19 protein-coding genes and 1 pseudogene are annotated in these 23,596 nt (G+C 34.1%); 8 read left to right on the forward strand and 12 right to left on the reverse strand.

Translation table 11 applies throughout. The annotated features are described in order from the left end of the window. Positions 1–23 precede the first annotated feature (23 nt). Complete coding sequence (gene ppsA, locus AABD74_RS14935; protein ID WP_406843371.1) at positions 24–2,450, reverse strand: phosphoenolpyruvate synthase; 2,427 nt, start codon at positions 2,448–2,450, stop codon at positions 24–26. 268 nt (positions 2,451–2,718) lie between these two features. Between ppsA and dinD the strand changes: the two genes are divergently transcribed. The 3 genes from dinD to AABD74_RS14950 all read left to right on the forward strand — a co-directional run bounded on the left by dinD (position 2,719) and on the right by AABD74_RS14950 (position 4,588). Beyond that, on the forward strand, positions 2,719–3,570 hold the full coding sequence (dinD, locus tag AABD74_RS14940; RefSeq protein ID WP_406843372.1) for a DNA damage-inducible protein D: 852 nt from the start codon (positions 2,719–2,721) through the stop codon (positions 3,568–3,570). A 68-nt stretch (positions 3,571–3,638) separates the two neighbouring features. Next, a complete protein-coding gene (locus tag AABD74_RS14945) occupies positions 3,639–4,061 on the forward strand; it encodes an MgtC/SapB family protein (protein ID WP_232678469.1) in 423 nt (140 codons plus the stop codon). A gap of 86 nt (positions 4,062–4,147) precedes the next feature. Next, positions 4,148–4,588, forward strand: coding sequence for a hypothetical protein (locus AABD74_RS14950; RefSeq protein WP_232678467.1), 441 nt, complete (start codon positions 4,148–4,150; stop codon positions 4,586–4,588). A gap of 192 nt (positions 4,589–4,780) precedes the next feature. On the opposite strand, the gene AABD74_RS14955 is transcribed toward AABD74_RS14950, so the two are convergent. The 4 genes from AABD74_RS14955 to AABD74_RS14970 are packed head-to-tail and all read right to left on the reverse strand — an operon-like array spanning position 4,781 to position 7,056. Then, the gene (locus AABD74_RS14955; protein WP_406843373.1) at positions 4,781–5,647 is read right to left on the reverse strand and encodes an alpha/beta hydrolase; all 867 of its coding nucleotides are present in this window, start codon (positions 5,645–5,647) and stop codon (positions 4,781–4,783) included. A gap of 37 nt (positions 5,648–5,684) precedes the next feature. Beyond that, positions 5,685–6,239, reverse strand: coding sequence for a carboxymuconolactone decarboxylase family protein (locus tag AABD74_RS14960; protein ID WP_406843374.1), 555 nt, complete (start codon positions 6,237–6,239; stop codon positions 5,685–5,687). 17 nt (positions 6,240–6,256) lie between these two features. After that, positions 6,257–6,826: a cupin domain-containing protein gene (locus AABD74_RS14965; RefSeq protein ID WP_406843375.1), complete on the reverse strand. Its 570-nt coding sequence runs from the start codon at positions 6,824–6,826 to the stop codon at positions 6,257–6,259. An 11-nt stretch (positions 6,827–6,837) separates the two neighbouring features. Further along, positions 6,838–7,056: a 2TM domain-containing protein gene (locus AABD74_RS14970; RefSeq protein WP_406843376.1), complete on the reverse strand. Its 219-nt coding sequence runs from the start codon at positions 7,054–7,056 to the stop codon at positions 6,838–6,840. A gap of 218 nt (positions 7,057–7,274) precedes the next feature. Between AABD74_RS14970 and AABD74_RS14975 the strand changes: the two genes are divergently transcribed. Beyond that, positions 7,275–7,850, forward strand: a complete 576-nt coding sequence (locus AABD74_RS14975; RefSeq protein ID WP_406843377.1) for a Crp/Fnr family transcriptional regulator — start codon at positions 7,275–7,277, stop codon at positions 7,848–7,850. A gap of 74 nt (positions 7,851–7,924) precedes the next feature. On the opposite strand, the gene AABD74_RS14980 is transcribed toward AABD74_RS14975, so the two are convergent. The 5 genes from AABD74_RS14980 to AABD74_RS15000 all read right to left on the reverse strand — a co-directional run bounded on the left by AABD74_RS14980 (position 7,925) and on the right by AABD74_RS15000 (position 15,938). Then, complete coding sequence (locus AABD74_RS14980; RefSeq protein ID WP_406843378.1) at positions 7,925–8,722, reverse strand: DJ-1/PfpI/YhbO family deglycase/protease; 798 nt, start codon at positions 8,720–8,722, stop codon at positions 7,925–7,927. A gap of 218 nt (positions 8,723–8,940) precedes the next feature. Continuing rightward, entirely contained in the window at positions 8,941–10,365 is a 1,425-nt protein-coding gene (locus AABD74_RS14985; protein WP_406843379.1) for an antibiotic biosynthesis monooxygenase, read from the reverse strand. A gap of 331 nt (positions 10,366–10,696) precedes the next feature. Further along, on the reverse strand, positions 10,697–11,263 hold the full coding sequence (locus AABD74_RS14990) for a Crp/Fnr family transcriptional regulator (protein ID WP_406843380.1): 567 nt from the start codon (positions 11,261–11,263) through the stop codon (positions 10,697–10,699). A gap of 220 nt (positions 11,264–11,483) precedes the next feature. Then, positions 11,484–13,394 carry a sigma 54-interacting transcriptional regulator gene (locus tag AABD74_RS14995; protein ID WP_406843381.1) on the reverse strand — a complete coding sequence of 637 codons (1,911 nt, stop codon included), beginning with the start codon at positions 13,392–13,394 and terminating at the stop codon, positions 11,484–11,486. 42 nt (positions 13,395–13,436) lie between these two features. Then, complete coding sequence (locus AABD74_RS15000) at positions 13,437–15,938, reverse strand: histidine kinase dimerization/phosphoacceptor domain -containing protein (protein WP_406843382.1); 2,502 nt, start codon at positions 15,936–15,938, stop codon at positions 13,437–13,439. 752 nt (positions 15,939–16,690) lie between these two features. Between AABD74_RS15000 and AABD74_RS15005 the strand changes: the two genes are divergently transcribed. Together AABD74_RS15005 and AABD74_RS15010 are read left to right on the forward strand one after the other, a co-directional pair. Continuing rightward, positions 16,691–18,385, forward strand: a complete 1,695-nt coding sequence (locus AABD74_RS15005; protein ID WP_406843383.1) for a T9SS type A sorting domain-containing protein — start codon at positions 16,691–16,693, stop codon at positions 18,383–18,385. Positions 18,386–18,989: 604 nt separating this feature from the next. Further along, complete coding sequence (locus AABD74_RS15010; protein WP_406843384.1) at positions 18,990–19,283, forward strand: hypothetical protein; 294 nt, start codon at positions 18,990–18,992, stop codon at positions 19,281–19,283. Positions 19,284–19,744: 461 nt separating this feature from the next. On the opposite strand, the gene AABD74_RS15015 is transcribed toward AABD74_RS15010, so the two are convergent. Continuing rightward, positions 19,745–21,460, reverse strand: coding sequence for a hypothetical protein (locus AABD74_RS15015; RefSeq protein ID WP_406843385.1), 1,716 nt, complete (start codon positions 21,458–21,460; stop codon positions 19,745–19,747). 10 nt (positions 21,461–21,470) lie between these two features. Beyond that, positions 21,471–21,947 (reverse strand): DUF5675 family protein, encoded by a 477-nt coding sequence (locus AABD74_RS15020; protein ID WP_406843386.1) that lies wholly within the window; start codon positions 21,945–21,947, stop codon positions 21,471–21,473. A 1,027-nt stretch (positions 21,948–22,974) separates the two neighbouring features. On the opposite strand from AABD74_RS15020, the gene AABD74_RS15025 reads away from it, so the two are divergent. Both AABD74_RS15025 and AABD74_RS15030 read left to right on the forward strand, forming a co-directional pair. Then, on the forward strand, positions 22,975–23,121 hold the full coding sequence (locus AABD74_RS15025; protein WP_406843387.1) for a hypothetical protein: 147 nt from the start codon (positions 22,975–22,977) through the stop codon (positions 23,119–23,121). Between the two features lie 12 nt (positions 23,122–23,133). Next, positions 23,134–23,580 (forward strand): annotated as a pseudogene (locus AABD74_RS15030) (IS6 family transposase); the annotation flags it as partial. Positions 23,581–23,596 lie beyond the last annotated feature (16 nt).

Genomic DNA, 23,596 nt, shown 5'->3' on the forward strand with positions numbered 1-23,596 from the left:
ATACTTTTTTTCATCTTAAAAATTTATTTATTTGACTGCCCATTAAGGCTTTTGTTTGTTATCTCTGCAGTTTTATTTACTGCAGTATTTATATGTTTTATGCCATTAATGAGTGCATCTGAATTAAAAGAAATACTACTGATTCCTTCTTTTACCAGAAACTCGGTAAAAGAAGGGGAGTCGCTTGGAGCCTGACCGCACAAACCAATTTTTTTATTTTTTTTTACAGCTGTTTTGATCATTTTTCTGATGAGTTTTGTGCTGGCAGGGTTCTGTTCATCAAAGAGAGCTGCAGTTAATGCAGAATCCCGGTCAATGCCCAGGGTAAGCTGGGTGAGATCGTTGGATCCAATGGAGAACCCGTCAAAAATTTTAGCAAATTCGCTGGCAAGAAGCACGTTTGAAGGTATTTCGGCCATGACATATATTTCGAGACCGTTCTCTCCCTGTTTTAGTCCATAATCAGCCATAATTGTAAGAACTTTTTTCCCCTCCTGTGGTGTACGGCAGAAAGGGATCATCAGTTTTACATTGGTAAGCCCCATTTCATCGCGCACTGTTTTGAGTGCCATACATTCAAGTTGAAATCCTTCGCGGTAATTTTCATGATAGTAGCGGGATGCTCCCCTGAACCCCAGCATCGGGTTCTCTTCCAAAGGCTCAAAAACGGCGCCTCCTAAAAGTCCTGCATATTCATTGGTTTTAAAATCGCTCATTCTCACGATGACTTCTTTAGGATAAAAGGCAGCAGCAATTACTGCAATTCCCTGAGAAAGTTTATCAATTATATACTGTTTTTTATTGGAATAATTCTGGGTCAGTTTGTCGATTTCGGATTTTTGCTTTTGATCTGTAACTTTTTCGGGATGAACCAGGGCCATAGGATGAATTTTTACATTATGGGTAATAATAAATTCTAAACGAAGCAGTCCTACACCATCATTAGGATATAATGCAAGTTCGAAGGCCCTTTCAGGTTCAGAGACTATAAGCTGTACTTTAGGTTTTATGGGAAGCGGAAGGGAATCAAGTACCGCACTTGTGCGTGTAAACTCTAATTTATCTTTATATACATAGCCAGTTTTACCCTCGGCGCAGCTCAGGGTAATAAGGTCTCCATTTTTAATTACCTGGGTAGCGTTTGATGTACCCACTATGGCTGGAGTTCCAAGTTCTCTGGCCACAATAGAGGCATGGCTTGTTCTTCCTCCTTTATTGGTAATAATCCCGGCAGCTTTTTTAAGTATCGGATCCCAGTCAGGACTTGTGTAATCAGTTACGAGAATATCTCCTTTCTGAACAAGATCCAAATCGGCGACGGAATATAATACCCTTGCAATACCACTGGATACTGCCTGTCCGATTGCTTCGCCGGTAGTGAGTACTTGTCCTTTATTTTGTAATTTATATGATGTAACAGACAAAGGTCTGGCTGTGGAGTGCACAGTTTCTGGTCTTGCCTGAATAATATAAAGCTCACCGCTGAGTCCGTCTTTAGCCCATTCAAAATCCATAGGTTTTTGATAATAATCTTCAATTATAATGGCCCATCTCGCCAAAATTTCTATTTCTGAATCTTCCAATACAAAGCTGCTGCTGTATTTTCGGGGTGTTATTTTTAGAACTGTCGAATTGGTGCCGGCAGCATTATCATTGTATACCAGTATTTTGCTTTTACTTCCAAGATTTTTCTGCAGTATTGCTTTTTTATTGTTTTTAAGTGAAGTTTTAAATATAATAAACTCATCAGGCGTAACTGTGCCTTGTACAATGGTTTCGCCCAGACCCCAGGTTCCGGCAATATGCACCACATTACGAAATCCTGATTCGGGTTCAAGGGTAAAACCCACACCGGAACAGCCAAGATCTGAGCGGACCATCTGCTGAATCCCTACAGAAAGGAATACTTTATTATGATCAAAACCTTTATCCTGTCTGTATTTTACTGCCCTGTCAGTATAAAGTGAAGCAAAGCAGCATTTCACGGCATATATAAGTGGAACACTGCCTTTTATATTGAGATAGGAATCATGCTGTCCGGCAAAGCTGGCATTAGAGAGATCTTCTGCCGTGGCACTGCTTCGTACTGCAACTGCAAAATCTCTTTCTTTATCGTCGGATAAGGAATTATAGGCTGTTGTTATGCTGGTTTCCAGATCCAGAGGAAATCTGCCCTCAAGGATTAGCTTTCTTGCTTTAGATCCGATTTCAGCTAAATTGGTAAAATCGACCGTATCTAATTTGACCAGAAGTTCCTGCAGAGGGCCTCGCAGCTTATTATATTCTATAAAATACTTGTATGCCTTAGTTGTAATGGCAAATCCATTTGGAATTCGAAGTCCCTTAGAAGTGAGGTTGTTGTACATTTCACCCAAAGAAGCATTTTTTCCTCCGACTTTGCTAATGTCATCAATTCCTATTTCACTGAATTTTAAAATCAACTTCTCCATTTTTATTTGTTAAATCAGTTTGTAATTTATTGCTGGTTTTAATAAAATAAAGGTAGTGCAGTACATTTCAGTTGAAAATGATGAGTGTCACAGTCTTGTTTATATTTTTGGGTGAAGAGATTTTAGGTTTTGTGACGTGCATCATTTTTCGGTACTGAATTATAGAAGAAATTTGTTTTGTTAGCTATTAGCATATTAGGTAATGGCAAATAAAATTCCTTAGAATAAAAAGTATGATGTTTTATTACAGAAAATATTTAAAAGTCTTATGAAAACAAAAAAATCATCAAAAAGAAGTGTCTCAGTTTTTGATAAAATACGCAGATATGATAAAACCGGCAATGAGTACTGGAGTTCAAGGGAGCTTAGCGGTTTGTTAGGTTATACTGATTTTAAGCTGTTTTTACCGGTTATAGAAAAAGCAGAAACAGCCTGCAGGAATGCTGGCCAAAAGCAGGAGATGCATTTTAAAGAGATTACAGACCCCAAAAAGAGAAAAGCAGCCGCTTTTGAAAATGAAGATATAAATTTGTCTCGTTATGCTTGTTACCTAATCATACAAAATGCTGATCCTGCCTTAAAACCTGTAGCTGTAGGACAGGCATACCTGGCAACGCAAACCCGTTATGCTGAGCTTAGTGCAATACAAAAACAAAACAACTTAAAAATGGTAAAACAGAGAAGGATTTTTCTTCGAAATGAACTTGCTAAGCGAAATCTGCAGCTTGCTGGGGCAGCCCGCAAAGCAGGTATAATAAAACCGAAAGATTATGCATTATTTCAAAATCACGGCTACATGGGGCTTTACGGAGGGCTCGATGTAAAAGCTATACGTAAAATTAGAAATCTTGATGCTGATGAAAATATTCTGGACCATATGGATAGTATTGAATTAGCCATGAATTTATCTCGTGTGAAGCAGACAGCCGAGCTGCTGAGTGATGAGGAAACAAATGATGCAGCTGATGCCAACAGTGTCCATTTTGCTGTCGGAGTAAAACTTCGCAAAGCAATTGAAGAAACGGGAGGTACTTTACCAGAGAATCTGCCGGTAGTAGAAAATATTGCATTGACCAAGCATAATGATAATAAACTGGCATCAAGAAAAGGCAGCCATTAATTTCATTTGGATGAAATTTGTTTAATGCCAGGAAGGAAATATATTAACCCAGCTAAAAAATAATAGTTTTGAATACAGCAGAATTTTTTACCCGACTTATTGCGGCTTTTGCTGCAGGATTAATCATAGGTTTTGAACGGCAGTGGCATCATAAGGAAACTGGCTTAAAGACAAATATGCTTGTAGCAGCGGGAGCTGCTGCCTTTGTATTATTGTCGATGAAAATTTCAGCAGATGTACCCAATATTGATGTGACCCGGATTACTGCCCAGATTGTGGTGGGAGTAGGTTTTCTGGGTGCGGGTGTTATTTTTAGGGAGGGCTCAAATGTACATGGATTAAATTCTGCAGCTACTATATGGTGCAGTGCTGCTATCGGCTGTATTATTGCATCGGGCTATTTTATAGAAGCTTTAATCTGTACTTTTCTTGTCACAATTGTAAATGCCGTTTTTGAACCTGTAGATCAGTGGTTAAGAAATAGGAAGTAAGCTTTTTAATGTAACTTTTCTACCTTTTAGATAACACTAGAAACGTACTGCTTTAAATTATATATTATCTTAAAACAAGTATAGATATGAAAACAAAGTTTATTATTCTTGCTGCTACTGCTGTACTTTTCTACTGTTGTCAGCAAAAGGACTGGACAGATTCAAATGGAAACTCAATTGCTATTGATTCAGTTCAATTCTCGGATATAAATAATAAAACACTTAAAAAGTGGTTTTTATTAAATAAAGAATCAGACAGTATAATGGACTCGGCTCAACTAATTATTCAACAGCAGAGTGATATAGTGGAATCTTATCCACAAGACGAGCGAGAATACATGAATACCAATATTTTGGAAGCACAGCGACACCTTAACCATTTTAAAAATAAGGTAAAACATATCAGAGAGTTTGTTTCTCATATTGAAGAATATGATCCTGCTATGGAACGCACAATTGACTCATTAAAAGAAGACTATGTTCAGGAAAAAATTAAACTTGAGGATGCATTAAGCAAATTAAGATAGCTAAAGATAGTCCGTTTTTTGCACCTGATCCGAAAGAATGTTTGAAACCTAGTATAAAAATAGAACAATCCCTATGTATCAAATACATAGGGATTGTTCTATTTTTTAAGTGACGTTTACTTCACAATTTAAAAACCATTTTATGAATGATTTAAAGAAGTTGGCTTATTTTCAAGTGAATTTGTAAGATGATTATTTTGCTAAAACGCTTTTTATGAGCTTAGTAAGTTCATCAGATTTTGATATAAACGGACTATGTCCTGAATTGATGGTATAAGTATCAGTAATACCAGCTTCTTTTGCCATTTTCTGCTGAAAATTATAAGTAATAGTATTATCTGCAGTTGTGAAAATGTAGTATTTTTTCCCGCCAGCATTATAATCTTCTGTTTTATAATTTAAAGGTGTTCCAAGCGGAATTGTAGGTTCTGCTTTGTATTTTTCTACAAGAAATTGTTTTTGCGCATCTGTTGCATCCTGAGCAAATATTTTAGGAAGATTCACTTCTGGATTTATGATTCCGGCCAAAGTCTGATCATCAGACAATTTTAATGATGGAGGTAAAAGTGAAGCCGTATCCATTTGTGAATAATCTAAAACACTTTTTCCGCTTTGTGGAATAAAACCAGCAACATAAATCAGTTTTTTGATTTTTTGAGGAACTTCAGCAGCAGTTTGAGTAATTACAGCTCCTCCCAAACTATGACCAATTAAAATTACTGGTTCGTTGTATGAGTTAATTGCTTTCTTCACTTCATCAACATAAGCCTGAAATGAAACCTGATAGGCTGGAGTAGTGTCGTCTCCATGTCCCGGAAGTTTTACGACTGTAACATTGTAACCCGCGGCTTTTAAGTCTTTTTCGGTTTGATCCCATACATAGGATGCCTGCCAAGCGCCGTGTGCCAATACAACAGGAGATTTTTTTACAGTATCATCATCATTTGTACATGATGCACTGGCGATGGAAGTAAACAATAGTAGGAATAGTTTTGATATTGATTTTAAGGGAGTTTGAGAATTCATTTTCGATTTTTTCATTGTTTTTAAAATTTTCATTGTATTATTTTTTATTAAAATTGGATGTCTTTTTGGGTTAGGAAAGAACATCAAAACCATTTAAAATTGTTGCAAGAAGTGTGTAAGCGCCAACTAAAAAGATAAGTTCAGCGACTCCGTCTTGTCCTAAGATTTCTTTGGCAAGATTATAAGATGACTCAGGAACAATTCGTCCTTTGGCTAACACAGAAGCAATTTCATACGCCACGGCTTCTTCTTGATTTAATTCATTTGGACGGATTCCTGATGCCAACGATGCAACTGCTTCGGCTGAAAAGCCAAAATGTTTAGCCATAATTTCGTGAGCATAAAGTTCGAAACGCGCGCCAAATGCTGCACCAACAGTAAGAATAGCGACTTCCCGTACTTTTTTAGGAAGTGTTGCATGATTGTCTAATGAACGCACAAAACTTAAAGCAGGAATTCCAAATTGCGGAAAACCAAGCATGGGCGGAAACGGGCCCGTTAAAGCACCTTCGTTATTCAGCATAGAAACTGGACCTTGGCTTGTCGTGATAAGCTTTACAACTTCGTCGTGTACATAGCGAACTTCAGCGTTCATTGTTTCTGGATGTATAGGATTTACTCGCATAATAGATATTATTTGATTTAGCGGAGATTTTCTTCAAATTGCCCGTCAATTAAAATGAACACAACGCGGCATATTTTTCCAGATCGATTGCTCCAAGCATGATTGGTGCCTCGTTGTACAATAATATCTCCCGCTTTTGCAGTAGTTTCGCCTTCGTCAACAATCAAGGTTAATTCGCCAGTCAGAACAATTCCGTAATCAATAGTTTCGGTTTTATGCATTAAAGGATGCGGCGCGTTTCCACCAGCTTTTGAAGCGTTTTCTCCACTCATGGTTTTAAAATGTTCCAAAGCTTGTTCTTGGGTCAGATTTCTAATTTCATCACTTTCCGGCGGAAAATCGATTACTCGTATTCTTGTTCCTTGTTTTGGAGGGCCTAGAATAAGTCCGTTTTCTTCAGGATCTTTAGAAATGCTGTCGATTAGCGCAGGAGTTTGTTTTGTATTCCAAACCTCATGAAATTTGGCTCCATTTGGCCCGCCAACCATATAAGTTCTCGCCGGAACTTCATCAGAAACTATAATGGCTTTTCCTTTTTCATTATGTCCTGTTACGATACGTCTGAATGTTGTATTGTTAGTTTCCATGATTATTGAGATTAGATTTTATTTTTTCTGAATACAAATACACCCAAATAATGAAAAAGAACTCCAACTGCCCAAGCAGAAGTAGACCAAAGCGGCCAAGGATAAGTAGTGTCTGTTAAATACCAAATAAGAAAGATTATTGGAGTTGCCAATAGGAAAACAAGAAAGTGAATTTTGAATCCTAATTTTGAATTGTTTGCTTTTGCTTCGATGTTAAATTTAGTTTTCATGATTAAGTTTTTTTAATGATTAGTAATAGATTATTTTTAAATGAAATGTTTTTAATTATTTGATTTTCAATTTATTTACATGACAAAGGTATAGCGGGTACTTGACGAACATCGTTGACTTTGGTTAAGAACGAATCTTTTAGATTTAAAAAGAGAGCATTTTGTATTTAGCAGAATAAAATCTAATTTTAGGCAAGTTATTTCTCTAATTTATTGCTATGGATGCACTTAAAAACGTTATAACATCATTTGTTCCTATGTCTGATGAAGAGTATAATTTGATGCTTCCAATTATCGAAAGGAGAGAAGTGCCAAAAGATACCGACCTTTTGCAGCAGGGAGAAATCTGTCGTCATATCTACTTTATAGAAAGTGGTTTTTTCAGAATGTTTTATGTGGATTATAAGGGAAACGAAATCAACTGCAGGTTTGCAAAGCCAGATGATTTTCTGGTTGATTTCGCTAGTTTCATCACGCAGAGAACAGCTCAATACTATTGCAGAGCGATGGAAGATTCGAAAGTAATTGCTTTAGAATATGAACAGGTAGAAAACTTATATCATAGTTCTCCCAACTGGTCAAAATTTGGAAGATTAATAGCCGAATATGCTTATTTGATCATTATCGAAAGAGAGGAAATGCTTCATTTTCAAACTCCCGAAGAACGCTACAAAACCATTTTAAAAAAAGAACCTTATCTTTTTCAGATGGTTTCGCAGAATCAGCTTTCATCTTACATTGGTATAAAACCAGAATCTCTAAGCAGGCTTCGTAAACGAATGATCGGTAAGTGATTCGTTAAAATAAAGTATAACGGAAGACAAAATTTATCTTCCGTTATAATTAATTCAGCAGTAATGTAACAGAATTACTTTTTCTTAACTAACCAGCTTTCAACTGCTTTCGAAAAATCAGCTACATCAATTGGGTGTCTGCTTGTTATAATGTTGGCATCAACTACTACAGGCTGATCAGAAACAATTCCGCCTGCATTTTTAAGGTCGATCTGAATGTTCCAATATCCCGTTAATTTTCTGCCTTTTAAAATATCAGCCGAAGCTAATACAACCGGTGCGTGACAAATGGCAGCAATCAATTTTCCTGATTTATTAAAATCCTGAATGAATTTAATAACGTCTTTGTCGTAACGAAGGTTGTCAGGATTCCACGCGCCTCCCGGAATAAATACGGCATCATAATCACTTACTTTAATCTGATCTGCTGTGCGGTCAAATTTTATCCACCCAACGGGCTGTAAATATTGAATAGCCATCACATGTGTTTTTGCCATTTCAGGACTGCTTAATCCGTATCTTGCTGGAGCAGGATTGTATTTTGGCGATACAATATCAACCTGAGCGCCCAATTCTCTAAAATACCATACAGGTCCAGTTAATTCGATTTCTTCAAAACCGTCTGCAGCAAGTACTGCAATTTTTTTACCTTTTAAAACTGTTTTGTCTTTTACAGGATTAAAAAAGAAAGCTCTCAAAGCTTCGTTTCCTGGCGCGTTCAACAGCGAAGAAACAGGCATTACAGAAACATGAGACGGTGTTGTCAATTGGTTGATCACATCTAATTTATGATCGATATCTTGTGCTTGTGCATCTGATAATGCAATGGCGCTTAATAAACCTGCTGTCATAATTTGTCTTAATTTTTTCATGATTTTTTATTTTAACTATTACTACTGATTTCTTAGGATTTTGTTGAAATTGAAAAAGATTTATTTAAACACATAGAAATATAGATTCTAATCATGAACAAGGATGTTTAAGAGAAATATATTTCTTTCACATAGTTTCACTATGTGTATTTAAACAAGTGAAACGCCTTTTTTTTTTGGGGTTTACAGAAACTATGTTTCTATGTGTTAAAATATTTTTATTCTCTTGTCATCGGAGCAAATTCTATAAGGTTATGCAGTCCGTTTTGAAAAGGAGGTTTCTTGATGCTGGTTTCCAAATATTCGATTACAGGTTTAATTGGTGGAAAGTTGAGGTGATATTGAAAAGCATTATTGCTTCGGAACTTCTCATAGGTTACAAACTGCGTTTCATCTCCTTCAATTTCTGAAAGCTGATACGTTACGACTCCAGGTTCGCTTCGAAATTGCGGCATAGCGATATGGTAGGTATCTTTAAAATGCTGTTCTGTTCCTTTTTTTCCGTCAACAAAAAGCATAATCACAAGCTGATTGTCTTCTTTTTTTGAAGTTTTTCTCCATTGCTCTTTGGTTAAAGGTTCCAGATCTTTTACATAATAGATTTTAGGTGCCGTTTTTAAGGATTTTTCAGTTAAAGTTTGTAATGCTTTTGCCTGAGTTTTTTTGCCGAAATCTTCCAGCTGTTTTTTTCCGTTCCATCTTTCAATCAGCCATAAAATATTTGGTTTGTCTTGTTCGTAAAAAGCTTCTGCCATAATATTTTCTTTGGATGAAAGAGAAGCTGTTACATAATCTTTCAATGCTTTTCGAAATGGTTCTAAAGCATTTTCTGGTACTTCATACATCGTTAATTTCGAGATGATTTCAGAAGCTTTTAACTGCTGTAAAAGTGCTTTACCAACTGCTTTTGCCGATTGTGGATTCTGCCCCGTAACCAAGCGCTGGTCGACCGTAACATGTGTCTGCCATAAGCCCGATTTTTCAAAAATGGCTCCTCTTTCTATAAGTTTAGATTCTAATAAAAAAGGGGCAGCTTTATCTAGTTTTACAGCGGTTTCTTCTTCATTTGTAAAGGCATTAATTTTTTTGCCGTCTACAAGATATTTACCATCAAGCTTAATATTTAAAAGGCCTGCCGGACCATGAGATACAGCACTGATGATTCCGTTATTTTCATAAATTTTAGAAGCTATTGCAGTCAGCTGTTTATTGTTGGACAAATCCCACATCGCACCGTGACCGCCAGCAAAATGTATGGCAGCATAATCTTCAGGATTGATGCTTTGAGGGTTCAACGTGTTTTCTATTTTCTCTCTGTATTTTGAGTCAAGCCAAAATTTTTTGTTTGTCGAATCACTTAAATTGAATCCTTCTACAGGTGCTTTGCCTCCTTTCGGACTCACAAAATCAATTTCGTATCCTGCACTTGTTAGAACATCCCAAGGGTGCGTTACTTCAGAAAGATAAAATCCTGTTTTCTCTCCCGTATTTCCCTTTTTTTCATGATTGGTGACCACGAACAAAATTTTCTTTTTCATGCTTTCAGAATTTTTAGCTTTAACATTGGCTGTAACAGTCATAAACATACAGAGTGCGACTATCAAGACTTTCTGGGTAATTGAATTATATGGTATTGTTTTCATGTTTTTTCGTTTAAAATTTTCTGTTATCTCTCTAACAAATTTCCATTTTACATATTCGCTGGAAGTTGATTTAAATCACTTTAAAAGTGTGATTACGATCACATTGGATTTAAAAACAAGGCAAAATTATATCGGTCATTCTTTCCAAATCATTGACTTTGGTTAAGAATGGATTTTTTTAATTATGAATTGTGAATTGTGAAATTGATTAACTTCTTGACAATTTTATTCAACATAGCCCAAGGTTTCAACCTTGGGTACACAAAAAGAGGCGGTTATCCGTTGCGTCACCAAGGTTGAAACCTTGCGTTATGTTTCTTAAGATTGTTTATTAATTATTAAGATAAAGTCTGCTAAGCGTTTCCCGACAGACGCCGAGATATTCTGCAATATATTTTTTTGGTATTTTCTGCAAGATGCTTGGATAATAACTGGCAAACTTTTCATAACGCTCTTTTGGATTGTCTGATAATAGAGAAATAATTCTTTTTTGCTGCGAAGAGTAGAGCAGGGTTAATTTCATTCTAAAAAAATGCTCCATTTTATGAAGTTCAGATGCCAGTTTTTCTCTTGCGTAAAGTGTCAGACATAATATTTCGGCATCTTCCATGCAGATAATATTTATCGTAGATTCTATTTGATTGAAATAAGCGTTATAATCTGAAATCCACCAATTTTTGATGGCAAACTGAAGAATATGCTCCTTGCCATCTTTATTAATGTAAAATGCTCTTAGTGTACCTTTTATAATCCAATATTCGCATTGGACTTTGTCTCCGCTTTGAATTAAGTACTGATGTTTTTTTATTTTCTTTTTGGTAAAGAAAGTTTTGATATATGCAAACTCTTCATCGCTTACAGGAGTAATTTCTTCAATATGATTTCGCAGCTGATCCATAGACAATACATCATTTTTTAGACATCAATATGCTGTGGAAAATGACCAAGAACATGCCAGTAATTTTGTGAAACAGAAATAAAAGCAATAATGAAACGTAAACTACCGCTGCTGCTGGTTTTTTATTTTTTATAGTTTAAATATTAGAAAATCAAAGTTTTATATTTCTACGAAGATTTTGGAGAAATATGCAATAGCTCCGAAAAAAGTGGAGTAATTTCTAGTCTGTGTAATCATCTTTTTTAATAGCCAGTTTACTCATTTTAGATTCTAAAGTTGTAGGCTTGATATTTAGTATTGAAGCTGCGCCGGCTGTTCCGCGTATTCTGCCGTTTACTTTTTTTAAAATTGAAATGATGTAATCGCGTTCTAGTTGCAGCTGTGCATTTTTTACATCTTCTAATGTATGAACATTTTTTGTATTGAATGATTCTGAAAGAGGAGAAGAATTCAGATTAAGATTTAATTCAGCTTTTCCATTATTTAATATAACCGATCTTTCTATAAAGTTTTCTAATTCGCGAATATTTCCCGGCCAGTCATATTCATTCATTTGTTCGATCATTTTCGGGCTTATGCCGTTAAATTTTTTGTTGAATTCCCTGCAGAATTTCTTTGCAAAATAATCTGCTAATTCTGAAATATCGGTTTTACGCTCCCGTAAGGCAGGCATGGTTATCGGAAACACATTTAGGCGGTAGTAAAGATCCATTCTAAAATTACCCAGAGCAACTTCTTTTTCGAGATTTCGGTTTGTAGCGGCCACAATTCGTATATCAACTTTTCGAGCTGAATTTCCTCCCACAGAATCGATTTCTTTTTCTTGTAAAACACGCAATAATCTAATCTGCATTTCATTCGATAATTCGCCAATTTCATCTAGGAAAATAGTTCCGCCATCTGCTAGTTCAAATTTTCCTTTTCTGCTTTCAACGGCGCCCGTAAATGCACCTTTTTCATAACCAAATAATTCAGATTCTATTAAAGTTGGCGATATGGCAGCACAATTCACTTTTATAAAAGGACCGTCTTTTCGGATGGAGAGATTGTGAATAGATTGAGCCGCTTTTTCTTTTCCTGTTCCGCTTTCTCCAAGTATAAGAACTGAGGTGCTGTAAGGAGCAACTTGCACAATAAGATCAAGAGCATTTAATAAAAGAGGGTGTTTCCCAATAATATCAGTAAATTGAGGAGAAAGAGTTTCTTTTAAGTTTTCACTCTTTTTTGAGTCAACTAACTTTTGCTGATTTGTAACGCCAGTCATAAGATTAGCAAAATCTTTTTTTGCACTCGTCAATAAATCAATGTGATGTTGGGAATAATTGTTTTTCTTTTGACTGCAGAATATATATTGAATCGTCACTTCAGTATTTAATAAAAAAGGAAATACAAGAAAAGATTCTGCTCGAAAATGATTTTTTATGAAAGATAATTTTGGATTAAAATCTTCCATTTCATAAATAACTGGTTCATTTTCCAGATAATCGATTTCAGTAAAAGAAGTAGTGCTTTTTGAATTCGTGATATTTTCTAATTCTCTTTCGCCTATGTATTGATATTCGTCAAAGCCTATGCGTAAATAAGCAGTACATTTTTTTTGATCGGAGTTCTTTATTTCAAATACAATCAGATCGTAAGTAATAAAAGTTTGTAGTAAACGTGCAGTTTCATTTAGATAATTTTCATATTGAAGTGTCTGATGACTTATTTTGCTTAGCTTTTCCTGCAAAAGTTTTTCCTGTCCTGAGCGAGATTCTATGCTGTTTTTATGTCTGTATGAAGCGATTTCTAAAGTAATAAGTAAATCTTTTTCTCGAAATGGTTTTACAAGAAATCCGTAAGGGTCTGTTTTTTTTGCTTCTTCGAGTATTGTTTGATTAGAATTAGCAGATAAATAGATGAAAGCTATATTTTCGGTTTTTAATTTTTTTGCAAGATCAATTCCTGATTGCTCTCCTTCCAAATGAATATCTAATAATACAAGATCGGGTTTGTTTTTTGCTATTTGTTCATAAGCTTCTTTGACTGAAACAGCAATTCCGGTTACAAGATATCCAGCTTGTTTTAATATTAGCTGAAGGTCATTTGCGACTATAAATTCATCTTCTACAATCAATACTTTACTGCTCATAGTAAATCAAGTATAAAATTTTAAATCCAATGCTGCGATTAATTATTTATGAGGTATAAATTTAATTATAATATGTACTCCCTTATAATTTTCGATACTAAAACTGCCTTTTAATTGTTTTACAAGACCTTTGATAAGATTGAGCCCAAGGGAATTGTTTTTGGTTTTGTTAGTTAAATCCGGCAGGCCTATTCCATTATCTGATATTTTAAGCACCAAATCACTATCTTCCAGATCTAAGCTAATTTCTACAATTCCTTTTTGGTTTTCTAAAAAAGCATATTTTATGGCGTTTACTATACTTTCGGTGATTATTAATCCCAATGGAATTGCCTGCGAAACATCCAGATCTATTGCTTTGATATTTTTTTTGAAAGTTATTTGATTTTTATTATCAAAACTTTCATGTAAATAATCTACCAGTTCACTAATATATTCAGCCATTGCAATTGTAGAAACATTATCATCAAGATAAAGTTTTTTATGTATCATTGACATTGCCTGCATTCTGCGGAGACTATCCTTAACTGCCGTTTTAGCTTCGTTATCTTTTAAGTATAATGACTGGGAGTTGAGCAGACTTGTAACCATCTGAAGATTATTTTTAACTCTATGATGCACCTCTTTTATCAACCATTCCTTTTCTTTAAGAAGTTTGTCTTGTTCTGTATTTAGATTTTCCAGGTAAAAATTTTTCTGATCAAGCTCTTTCTTATTGGCCTCTAGTTTACAATTACTTCTTTGTTTAATAAGATAGCGATTAAATAATAATCCAACTATAATCAGTAGTAATGCTGCTATAGCTACTGTAATATTTCTTGATCTCTTAGTTTCCTCAATCCTGCTATATTGCAATTGATTTTGCTTGTTAAGCAATTCTATATCCTTTTGTTTTTTAGCAGTTTCAAATTGAACCTGTAATTCAGCAATCTGCCAATTTTTGGTTTCATTGAACATAGAATCCTTTAATTGCTGGTGCTTAAGTAAATGTTTAATGGCAGAATCATAATTCTTCAAACCAGAATTGGCCTGAAAGAGCATGAAGTGTATATCTTTAGTGAAAGAAGGTTTATTTGCAGCCTGCGAATAGTTTAATGCTGTTTGCAAATAAGGCAATGCTTTTCCATATTGCTGTTTGTTTATGAAATACTGACCAATCTCTGAATCGATATTTGCAGTTATTTCATTTCCCTGTTCCATTTGTCCTGACAGTTTTATCAGTTCAAGATAATATTTTTCAGCCTTTTTGTTTTGCTGCATAGTTTGGTAGCAGTAGGCCAGTGAACTAGTAAGGCATGCCTTAGAATAAATTCCAATAGGTTTATATTTTGCCTTTATATCCAGAATATAGGAAAGCGCTTCCTTATCTTTTTTTGCATTTATTAGCTCTCTTGCAAAAAGTCTTGCTTCCCTGAATTTGTATAGGTTATCAGTACTTTTAAAATGTTGGTTGTCAAAAATCTTTAAATACCATTCTATACTTTTGTCTGGCTGACCGAGTTCTTTATACATATGTGCAAGACGGCTATAGAAAGTAAGGGCAGAAGTTGAATCATTTGCTGCCTCCATACCTTCTATAGCCTTTAAACCATAAGATATACATTTACCAGAGTCACCTTTATAACGATAGGTAACGGACAACAGATCATAAATGTAATGGAGTTCTTTATAACCTAATGCTTTGTATAGCTCAAGTGTTTGTAATAATTCTATTTCGGCAAGATTAAATTTACCACTTACCAGATGTATATCAGCGATGGTCTTTAAAACCCATGCTTGCCTTTCTTTATTACCGCTTTTTTTGTAAAGAGAAAGCATATTTTCAAAACAATCCAATTTAGTTAATCCAGTTTTTTCACGCATAGGTATCAGCGTTGCAAGTTCATGCCATAAAAGAGCTGTTTTTTCTTCATTGCCAGGAAGATCTATTTTATTAATAGTTTTTAGATATTCCCTTTTACTTTGCTTAAAACCTTCTGTAATAAATAAATGCATTGCTTTTACATGCATTCTTTCTGCCTGCAGGTTTGATGCGTATTGAATCTCAGTAATTTTATTTGATTGTTCCAGATAAAACAGTGAATTGTTTAAATCTTTTGGCGATCTGTCTGAATGAAAAAGATAATGCCGTGCTAAGATAATCAGCATACGAAAACGGGTAGAATCTTTCAATGTTCCTAATAACTTTATTGCAGATGGTATTTGATCTTTTCTGATATAGGCATCTCCTATTAATAAATCTGCCTGATTTTTTCCAAATTCATATTTCAGTTTATTACTAAGATAAAGGGCTTTCTTTGCAAAATAAGAAGCACTGTCCATCTGTGTTGTCGGGCCGCCTGTTTTATAAAGATAATATTCCCGATATAAATAATAATGGCTCAACTTTAATAAAATATTTACGCGGCTTGTATCCGAATTAGAATTGCGGAGTTGTGATATTAATGTTAACTGCCTATCCCACATTTTTTGAGAAAATGAGAATGAGGGTATAATTAGCATAATAATTGCGATAGTTATACAGAAATTGTTCTTAGCAGGCATAATAGATTTTTCATTCTTAGTAAAAGTTATTACTATTGTACATCTGTTACATAATGCTCCACGGACAAGATAAGATATCCTTTTTTTGCGAATTAAATTTAAATATATATTCTTAATTCTAATCGAATTTTATAAAATTTCCCATAGTTTTTCCTTTCAGTAACAGCAGATTATAATTCTCCTAAATAAAAATATGATATATCATCATTGGGAATTCTGTAACTTAAATTATTGTTAAGATAAAAATAAAGATTTTCTTTTAAGTCTAGTGTCTTGAGCATTTTATGGGCGGTTTATATCCTGTAGAATTTAACTTAACCAGATTGGGAAACTATATTCATTTTTAGAAGTAAAAACGGGTTAAATAGTGTCTTAAAAACATAAAAAAAAACGCTAAATTATAAAATTTAATGTTTTTTTAAGAGTGACCTTTGCCTAACAATTTGCAAACTTATGCCAAAGAAAAACAGGTTTTATTGATGAATGAATCGATTGATAGCACAGCAACTATTTTGGATACTCTGGATGTCATTAAAAAAATAGCCACTGAATGAATCATCAATGAATGTATAAATAAATTAGGCTGTAATCTAAAGCAAAAATTGCTTGAAGTATAACTTTACCGTTGTTTGAAAAAACAACAGCAAAGTTGATCCGGGTACTTTTATTTTAATCTTTAATTAATACATTTGGTTTACCAAATCTATAACCAAACGTCAACCCAAATGACGTTGCTAAAAAGAAAAAAGAAAATGAATAGAAAAACAATAATTTTAATATTTTGCGTTTTGTCTAATTTTTGTTTCGGACAAACTAATTATTATGTTGCAGCAACTGGTAATAATACCAATTCCGGTTCTCTTGCTTCACCTTGGAAAACAATACAATACGGATTGAATCAATTGCCAGCTAATGGAATTTTAAACGTTTTTCCGGGAACTTATTTAGAAAAGATTACGATTTCGAAAAGTAATATAACCTTAAAAAATTATTCGACAACACTTCCTGTTATTGATGCAGCAGGAATAACAACTCAGAATGCTATTATCGCTATCAATAATAAAAGTAATGTAATTATTGATGGGATTGAACTGCAAAACAATATTCAAAATACGGCTCAGGGAATTTTAGTTGAAGGAAGTGGGGATAATATTATAATTAAAAACTGTAAAATACATGATATTCATTTTTCATCTAATGTAAATGCCGCTGTAAACGAAAACGTAAATGCACAAGGAATTATAGTATTTGGAACTAATGGTACAACAGCAATTACCAACTTAAAAATACAAAATAATGAATTGTATAATTGCAGGTTAGGTTACAGCGAAGGAATTGCGGTAAATGGAAATGTCAACGGGTTTGAAGTCACTAATAATAATGTTCATAATCTTACCAATATTGGTATAGATATTATTGGTCACGAAGGCACTTGCCCAACTCCTGCAAACGATCAGGCAAGAAACGGACTTGTTAAAAACAATATTGCCCATGATTGTATTGCAGCGTATTCAACATCCGGAGGGATTTATATAGACGGTGGGAAAAACATAATAGTTGAAAACAATACCTCGTATCATAATGGTTACGGAATAGAGGTTGGCTGCGAAAAAATAGGTCAGACTACCGATGGAATTATTATTAGAAATAATGTTTTTTATGACAATCAAATTTGTGCTGCAGCAATGGGTGGATTTGATTATCCGTCTGGTTCAGGAAAAGTTATCAATTCTTCTTTTAGAAATAATACCTGTTATTTTAATGATTACAGCAATTCTGGAAACGGAGAATTATATCTTTCTTACAGTGAAAACAGTAGTATCGAAAATAATATTTTTTATACCCAGACTCAAAATATTTTGGCTTATGCAGAATTAACGCAGCCAAATTTAAATTTCAATTATAATACATTTTACTGTCAGGCAGGTACAACAAAAATGATAGCAGACTGGAACGGAACACAATATACAGGATTTGCTTCTTTTTTAACAGGAACAAAAACAAATACAAACTCGATATTTGCAAATCCTCAATTGACGAACGCTAGTATTACAAATCCTGATTTTCATCTTTTGACAACTTCTCCTAGTAGAAATGCAGGAAATCCCGCTTATTTTGCCGCCAGTACCGAAACAGATTATTATAATGAATTAAGAATTGAAGGAGGAAGAATTGATTGTGGAGCAGATGAGCTTGGAACTACTTTAGGAATTGATAAATTGGAAGTTTCTAAATTCAATATTTATCCAAATCCGGTAACAAATTTTATCAATATTGATTCTGAAATAAAGGTTGATAAATACCAAATTTTTAGTATTAACGGACAAAAACTCATGGAAGGATTTGAAATAAATGAAATTAATATTTCGGGATTGAATTCAGGATTCTATTTTATTAAGTTTGAAATTGATAATAAGAGTTATGTGTCTAAAATAATTAAAAAATAAAAGATTATTTTAATCTCTAACTCTTGGAAGTAGGGAACAGTATTCAGGTACGCTTCATAAGATAGAACACTTTCAAAGTGAACTTGCCAAAGGTTATATAATTCTTATAAAAAATAGCAGCAGCATTAATGCTGCTGCTATTTTTTATCTATTAATTAGTTAGCGCTACATAAGTTGCCGTTTGATCTCACAGGTATTGATTTTAAAACAGGAGATCTTGCTTTAGATAGATGAAAAGGAAGCTAAAATTATTTTGGAATTACTATATTTAGTATCAAAAAATTACGATAAACCAAGAGAAAAAAAACCTGATCGCTTGGGTATGGGCAACGATAGCGCGGAAATTCTTTCCGTACCCATTCCTATATTAATTAAAACGGATGTAAAGTAGATAGTTAAAAACTAGATTTTCTTTTTAAATCTGTAATGATATACTTTGCAGGCACGGATTACAAATCCGCACGATCGGGCTTCTGTTAGGATAAATCCAAACGACTTTTTAGCAGACTATTTTTCTTGACTTCTTTTTTTATACACTTTACGGAAAACCGTACTATTTCTATTGAATAAACCAATAGTTTTGAGAAAATTTAAATTTTAAAATATGGTAAATTTTGATGAAAATGACTTAATTTATGAAGATTATGTCGACACTACAACAAAAGGGGATGATCCGGATTACATTGGAATCCAGGATAGAATCAAGGTCAATAAAAAAGAGCTGTACGAAGTTGTTTGGTTCTGTGATGCCTATGTTAAAAACAATGATGTGCCTAAAACGAAATCCAGTTTTCGTAAAGTCGAGAAATTAATACGACTGGATGAGGCTAGTGACATAGTATTGAGAACCGAACTTAATAAATTTGTGTTAAAGTATTGGGACTCAAACAAGGTCTAGAAGCTCCAGCCGTTTGAAGTATCCCAACTTCAGACTGTTTGTTATGTCTAATTTACATCCATTAAAAATCGTCTTGTGTTTCACTTTTTGAAAGTTTCGAGATTTCGGGTAAATTAGCATAGATTAAACATAAAAAAATCCCATTTCGTAAGAAATGGGATTTGATTTTCGTGACCTCGACAAGACAAATTACAACATCATTTTTGGATGATTATATATAAGGTCTGTCTTTGATTGGCTTAAAGAATTTGGTTTGGATATCCTGTTGGGGATATACATGAAATTTAAGTAGCGAGTATCCAGTAAGAATTTTGTGGTAGTATATTGGGATAAGCTAGTTCGCGTATAGTTAAGTTGGGTATATTAACTGGTTTATCTTCTCTTTGTTATATACTTCAAGTTAAATACACCAAGCAGGTCAAAAATTCAGTATTTCTCTTGGATTTTAACCTGCTTTTTACTTATCTAATTTCCGGATATGCCCCTAAAGTAACTTCCACACGCTGTTCCTGATAAATATTAGGATTCGGACCCGGGGGAAGAAGCTGTGTAATATAAATTCTATCACCAGGGTTATAATTGCTAAGTGCATTTCTGACTGTCTGTCCGCTGAAAACATTATAGGATCCTATTCTTGTAATCAAAGTGCCGGGCATTATGTTATTCTGCTGTAAAGCCCCTCCCGCGGTAACGGGCCCTAGGATAATGCCGTTTATATTTTGTGGAGAAATACCATAACCGTTATAAATACCAAGGGTGCTTTGGAAGGGAATGCCGTCAATCAAACCCAAAGAAGCTTTAAATTTTACCTCTTCAAGTGTCGTAACGGGCTGATTTACGGCATGCTGTACAGATATTATTTTGGTCTGGTTCCAATTCTGTGTCATCGAAGCCATTTCACTGCTGTTTAAAACACTGCGGTATGAATTACTGCTCTTTCCTTTATTATCGCCCCATCGCACTCCGTTTGCTATGAAACCTACATAATCCTTTTTTCCTAAAGCTGCGACTGCAGCTTCAATATTTGGGGTTAGATTAGGATTGTTATTCTCAAGCATTTCCGCATATTTCAAATGCAGGTCCTGCAGAGGTTTATTTCCCTCTTGTCCAGCCTTTTCGGCTGCAGCGATGTGGTTTTGGATTGCTTGCTTTTCGGACAGTTCAGGAAAAAAAGCATTTTCAAATGATTCTATCATCTTATCATCAGCATCATACATTTCTATAGTTGTATTAGATATAGTATTGTCTGTATATTGCTGGTTGACCTGCTGGTCAAAAGATGTTTTCAATGATTTTCTGCTGCTGCCCAATCCAAGGAAAGACCATCCACTTGAACTCTGACTCACACTGCTTTTATATGCATCACTTAAAAATTGATCTATCATTCTTGTGGTGTCAAGATGTGCATTTATGGAACTTTTTTTAGAATCTCTGAATTTATAGCTGAATAGTATCTGTCCATTTCCGTTTGCAATTAAGTTTTTAACATACTGATCGGGATATTCCACTGCAATGTTATTGAACCTTCCGCCCGTAAAAAGTGTCGTTCCCGGTATTCTCTTACTGTAAATAACAGAGCCGCCGGCCTCTATTATTATTTCTAATTCAGCAAGCGAGATTATTGAAGCTTCATATTTTGTATTGTACTCATTTATTAAGTTTTGCTGGGGTATAATTGCGTTCATTTCATAATTATTCGCCATTGTCATTATCTGGCCGTACAATGCGGGATTTGTATTAACAATGGGATTGACTAATGGCTGTCCGGCTAAATTTTTTGCAAGCTGGGGCTGAAAGGCCTGAATTGATGTATTTCTGTTTATGGCAGCGGCTATAGCGGCCTTTTGACTTTCATTGGGCAGGGACAAATCTGCTGAAACAGGAATTATGATAGTTCGAACATTTTCATTCCCCTGGTATGTTTCGTTACCATTTTTATCTATAAACTTAATTTTTTTTAGATCAAGACTCAATATGGGCAGTATAAATATCTTAGCTTTTGAGACGGAAGAAGCATTTTCATAGAAACCGTGTACCGTATAGGGAGAATATTCCCCTTTGTTATTAACAGCAATATAATTCTCAATATCGAATCTGTTAGAATTCGGCGTTACCTGAGAATTTATTATTAATGAAAAAAAAGAAAACATATAAAGCAGCAAGTATTGTTTTTTCATCTTATTTGTTTTATTTAAAGGTTACTATAATTTTTTTGTTCGGTGTACTAGTAGGTGTATCTGTTCCGTAAAATGCTTTTTTCAGTTTTGAATAAGCCTTAGAACTGTTCTGAACGCTGCAGTTTTCAAGTTTAGCATCTTGTCCTAACAATATACAGCCTTGGATTTCAGAGGTATAATTGCCAACATGAATTTGAACACCTGTCCTCTCAGGTACATCTTCAAGCTGGATTCTCCATCCATCCGGCTTATCGTACCTAAGTACGCCGTTGTATTGTCCAGGAGGGATGCAGCTTATATTATTTAAATTGTCCGCCCAGGGTAATTCTAAGGTATAACACAGAATTTCTTTGCCTGAAATAAGATACCCCATTGTGCAGCTTTTGGATGCGAATTTACGTTCAATTGTTAAATCAAAATTTTCCTGAGAATAACTGACAGATGAAAAAAACACTATCAGAAGCGTTGTTTGTTTTAATATTTTCATTTGTTATAGTTTACAAAAGTGATGCTTTGAGATCTTCTCCTGACTATTTTAAGAATATACAGTGTACTAAATTATGAAATAGGAAGATATGATTTTAGCGTATAAATACCTGATTTTTATTATTTTGAGTTTTGTTAAGTTCAGCGTTTTCTTTACTGATCAAAGCCCTTATTGAAATTTATGGTATTCTCAAAAGATGAAATATAGATTTGTCCAGGAAAGGATAAGTACAGATTTCTGCTTTAAATTTTTAGTGTATATCATTATGAATAAATTAAAGAATCATAATCCAACTTAATGACAGTGGAAGTTTTAAATAATGATGAGAAGATAAAACATTTTCTAAATAAGATCGCATTATTAGCCTTTGAACAGCACAATTTAGTAGAATGTAAAACTTAATTTCTGCTCCATTATGGTGTTCGAATCCTGTCAAGTTATTACACTTTAAATTCAAAATTACTCTTGTTTTTATTGGAAGATGTATTTTTCGTAAAGTATTTTCTTATTTTTATGTCTTTGAAAAAGTAAAAGGAAATAAAAAATAAGTTAATATGTTTATTTGCAGCTGTTTAAGTAAAAAAAATGGCGTCAATTCTCTTCAATTGACGCCATTTGGCTGTGGTGACCCTTACTGAACAATTTACAAACCATTTTATGAACGATTTAAAGAAATTAGCCTATTTTCAAGTGAATTTGTAAGATAATTATTTTGTATTTTAAGTCAAGAGCGGTTTGTATGTCCCGTAAAGGTTAAATGTTAAAAATGTTTAGACATATATTTTAAATTTATTCGAAAGTGCAAACTAAAAATTGAAGTTTTTTTTCATAGTCAAGAAATCACAATTGACGATGGATTAAAGTTAAGTAATAATCCTGAAATTGTTCTAAACAGAATTTAGCGATGATAACTTTTTGAAGACTATACTCTTAACTTGTGGAGGTAAATAAGGTGGTAGCTCCCAAACAAGGGTTCTGTCGCATCTTTGAATAACTTTTATCTTTAGAATTTTAAACCGATCAAAAAATGAATACTAAAGGTCATTGTTATCCAAAATACATAATTCTTCAGGCAGTATATTTCAAATTAAGATTTACACTTAGTTACCGCGATGTTGAAGAAATAATGAAGATTAGAGGAGTGATTGTGGATCATGCCACGATTCAGCGTTGAGTTTATAAGTTTGCACCTTTGCTTGAGGCAGAGATGAAGAAGAGAAAAGGCAGTGTGAGAGCGAGTTGGAGATTGGATGAGACCTATATAAAAGTAAAAGGTATTTGGTGTTATTTATATCGAGCGGTAGATAAATTAGGCAATACAGTAGATTTTCTTTTGACCAGAAAAAGACAGAGAATGAGTGCGCAGTCATTTCTAATTAAAGCAATTAGTAATAACTACAGGCCAAGAGTAATAAACATTGATAAAAGTGGTTCTAATACTGCCGCTATCAAAGTCTATAACAAACGTTCGTTCTCAAAGATTAAGATCCGACAGTGTAAATATCTCAATAATATTACTGAACAAGATCATCGTTTTATCAAGTGGCGAATACAAAATGGATTAGGCTTTAAAAGCTTTGAATCGGCAAGACGAACATTGAGCGGAATTAATGACATTTCTTTTAAAGACTGAAAATTTAATTTCAAAA

It is taken from the genome of Flavobacterium soyae (genome assembly GCF_045348165.1).
GTDB lineage: Bacteria > Bacteroidota > Bacteroidia > Flavobacteriales > Flavobacteriaceae > Flavobacterium > Flavobacterium soyae.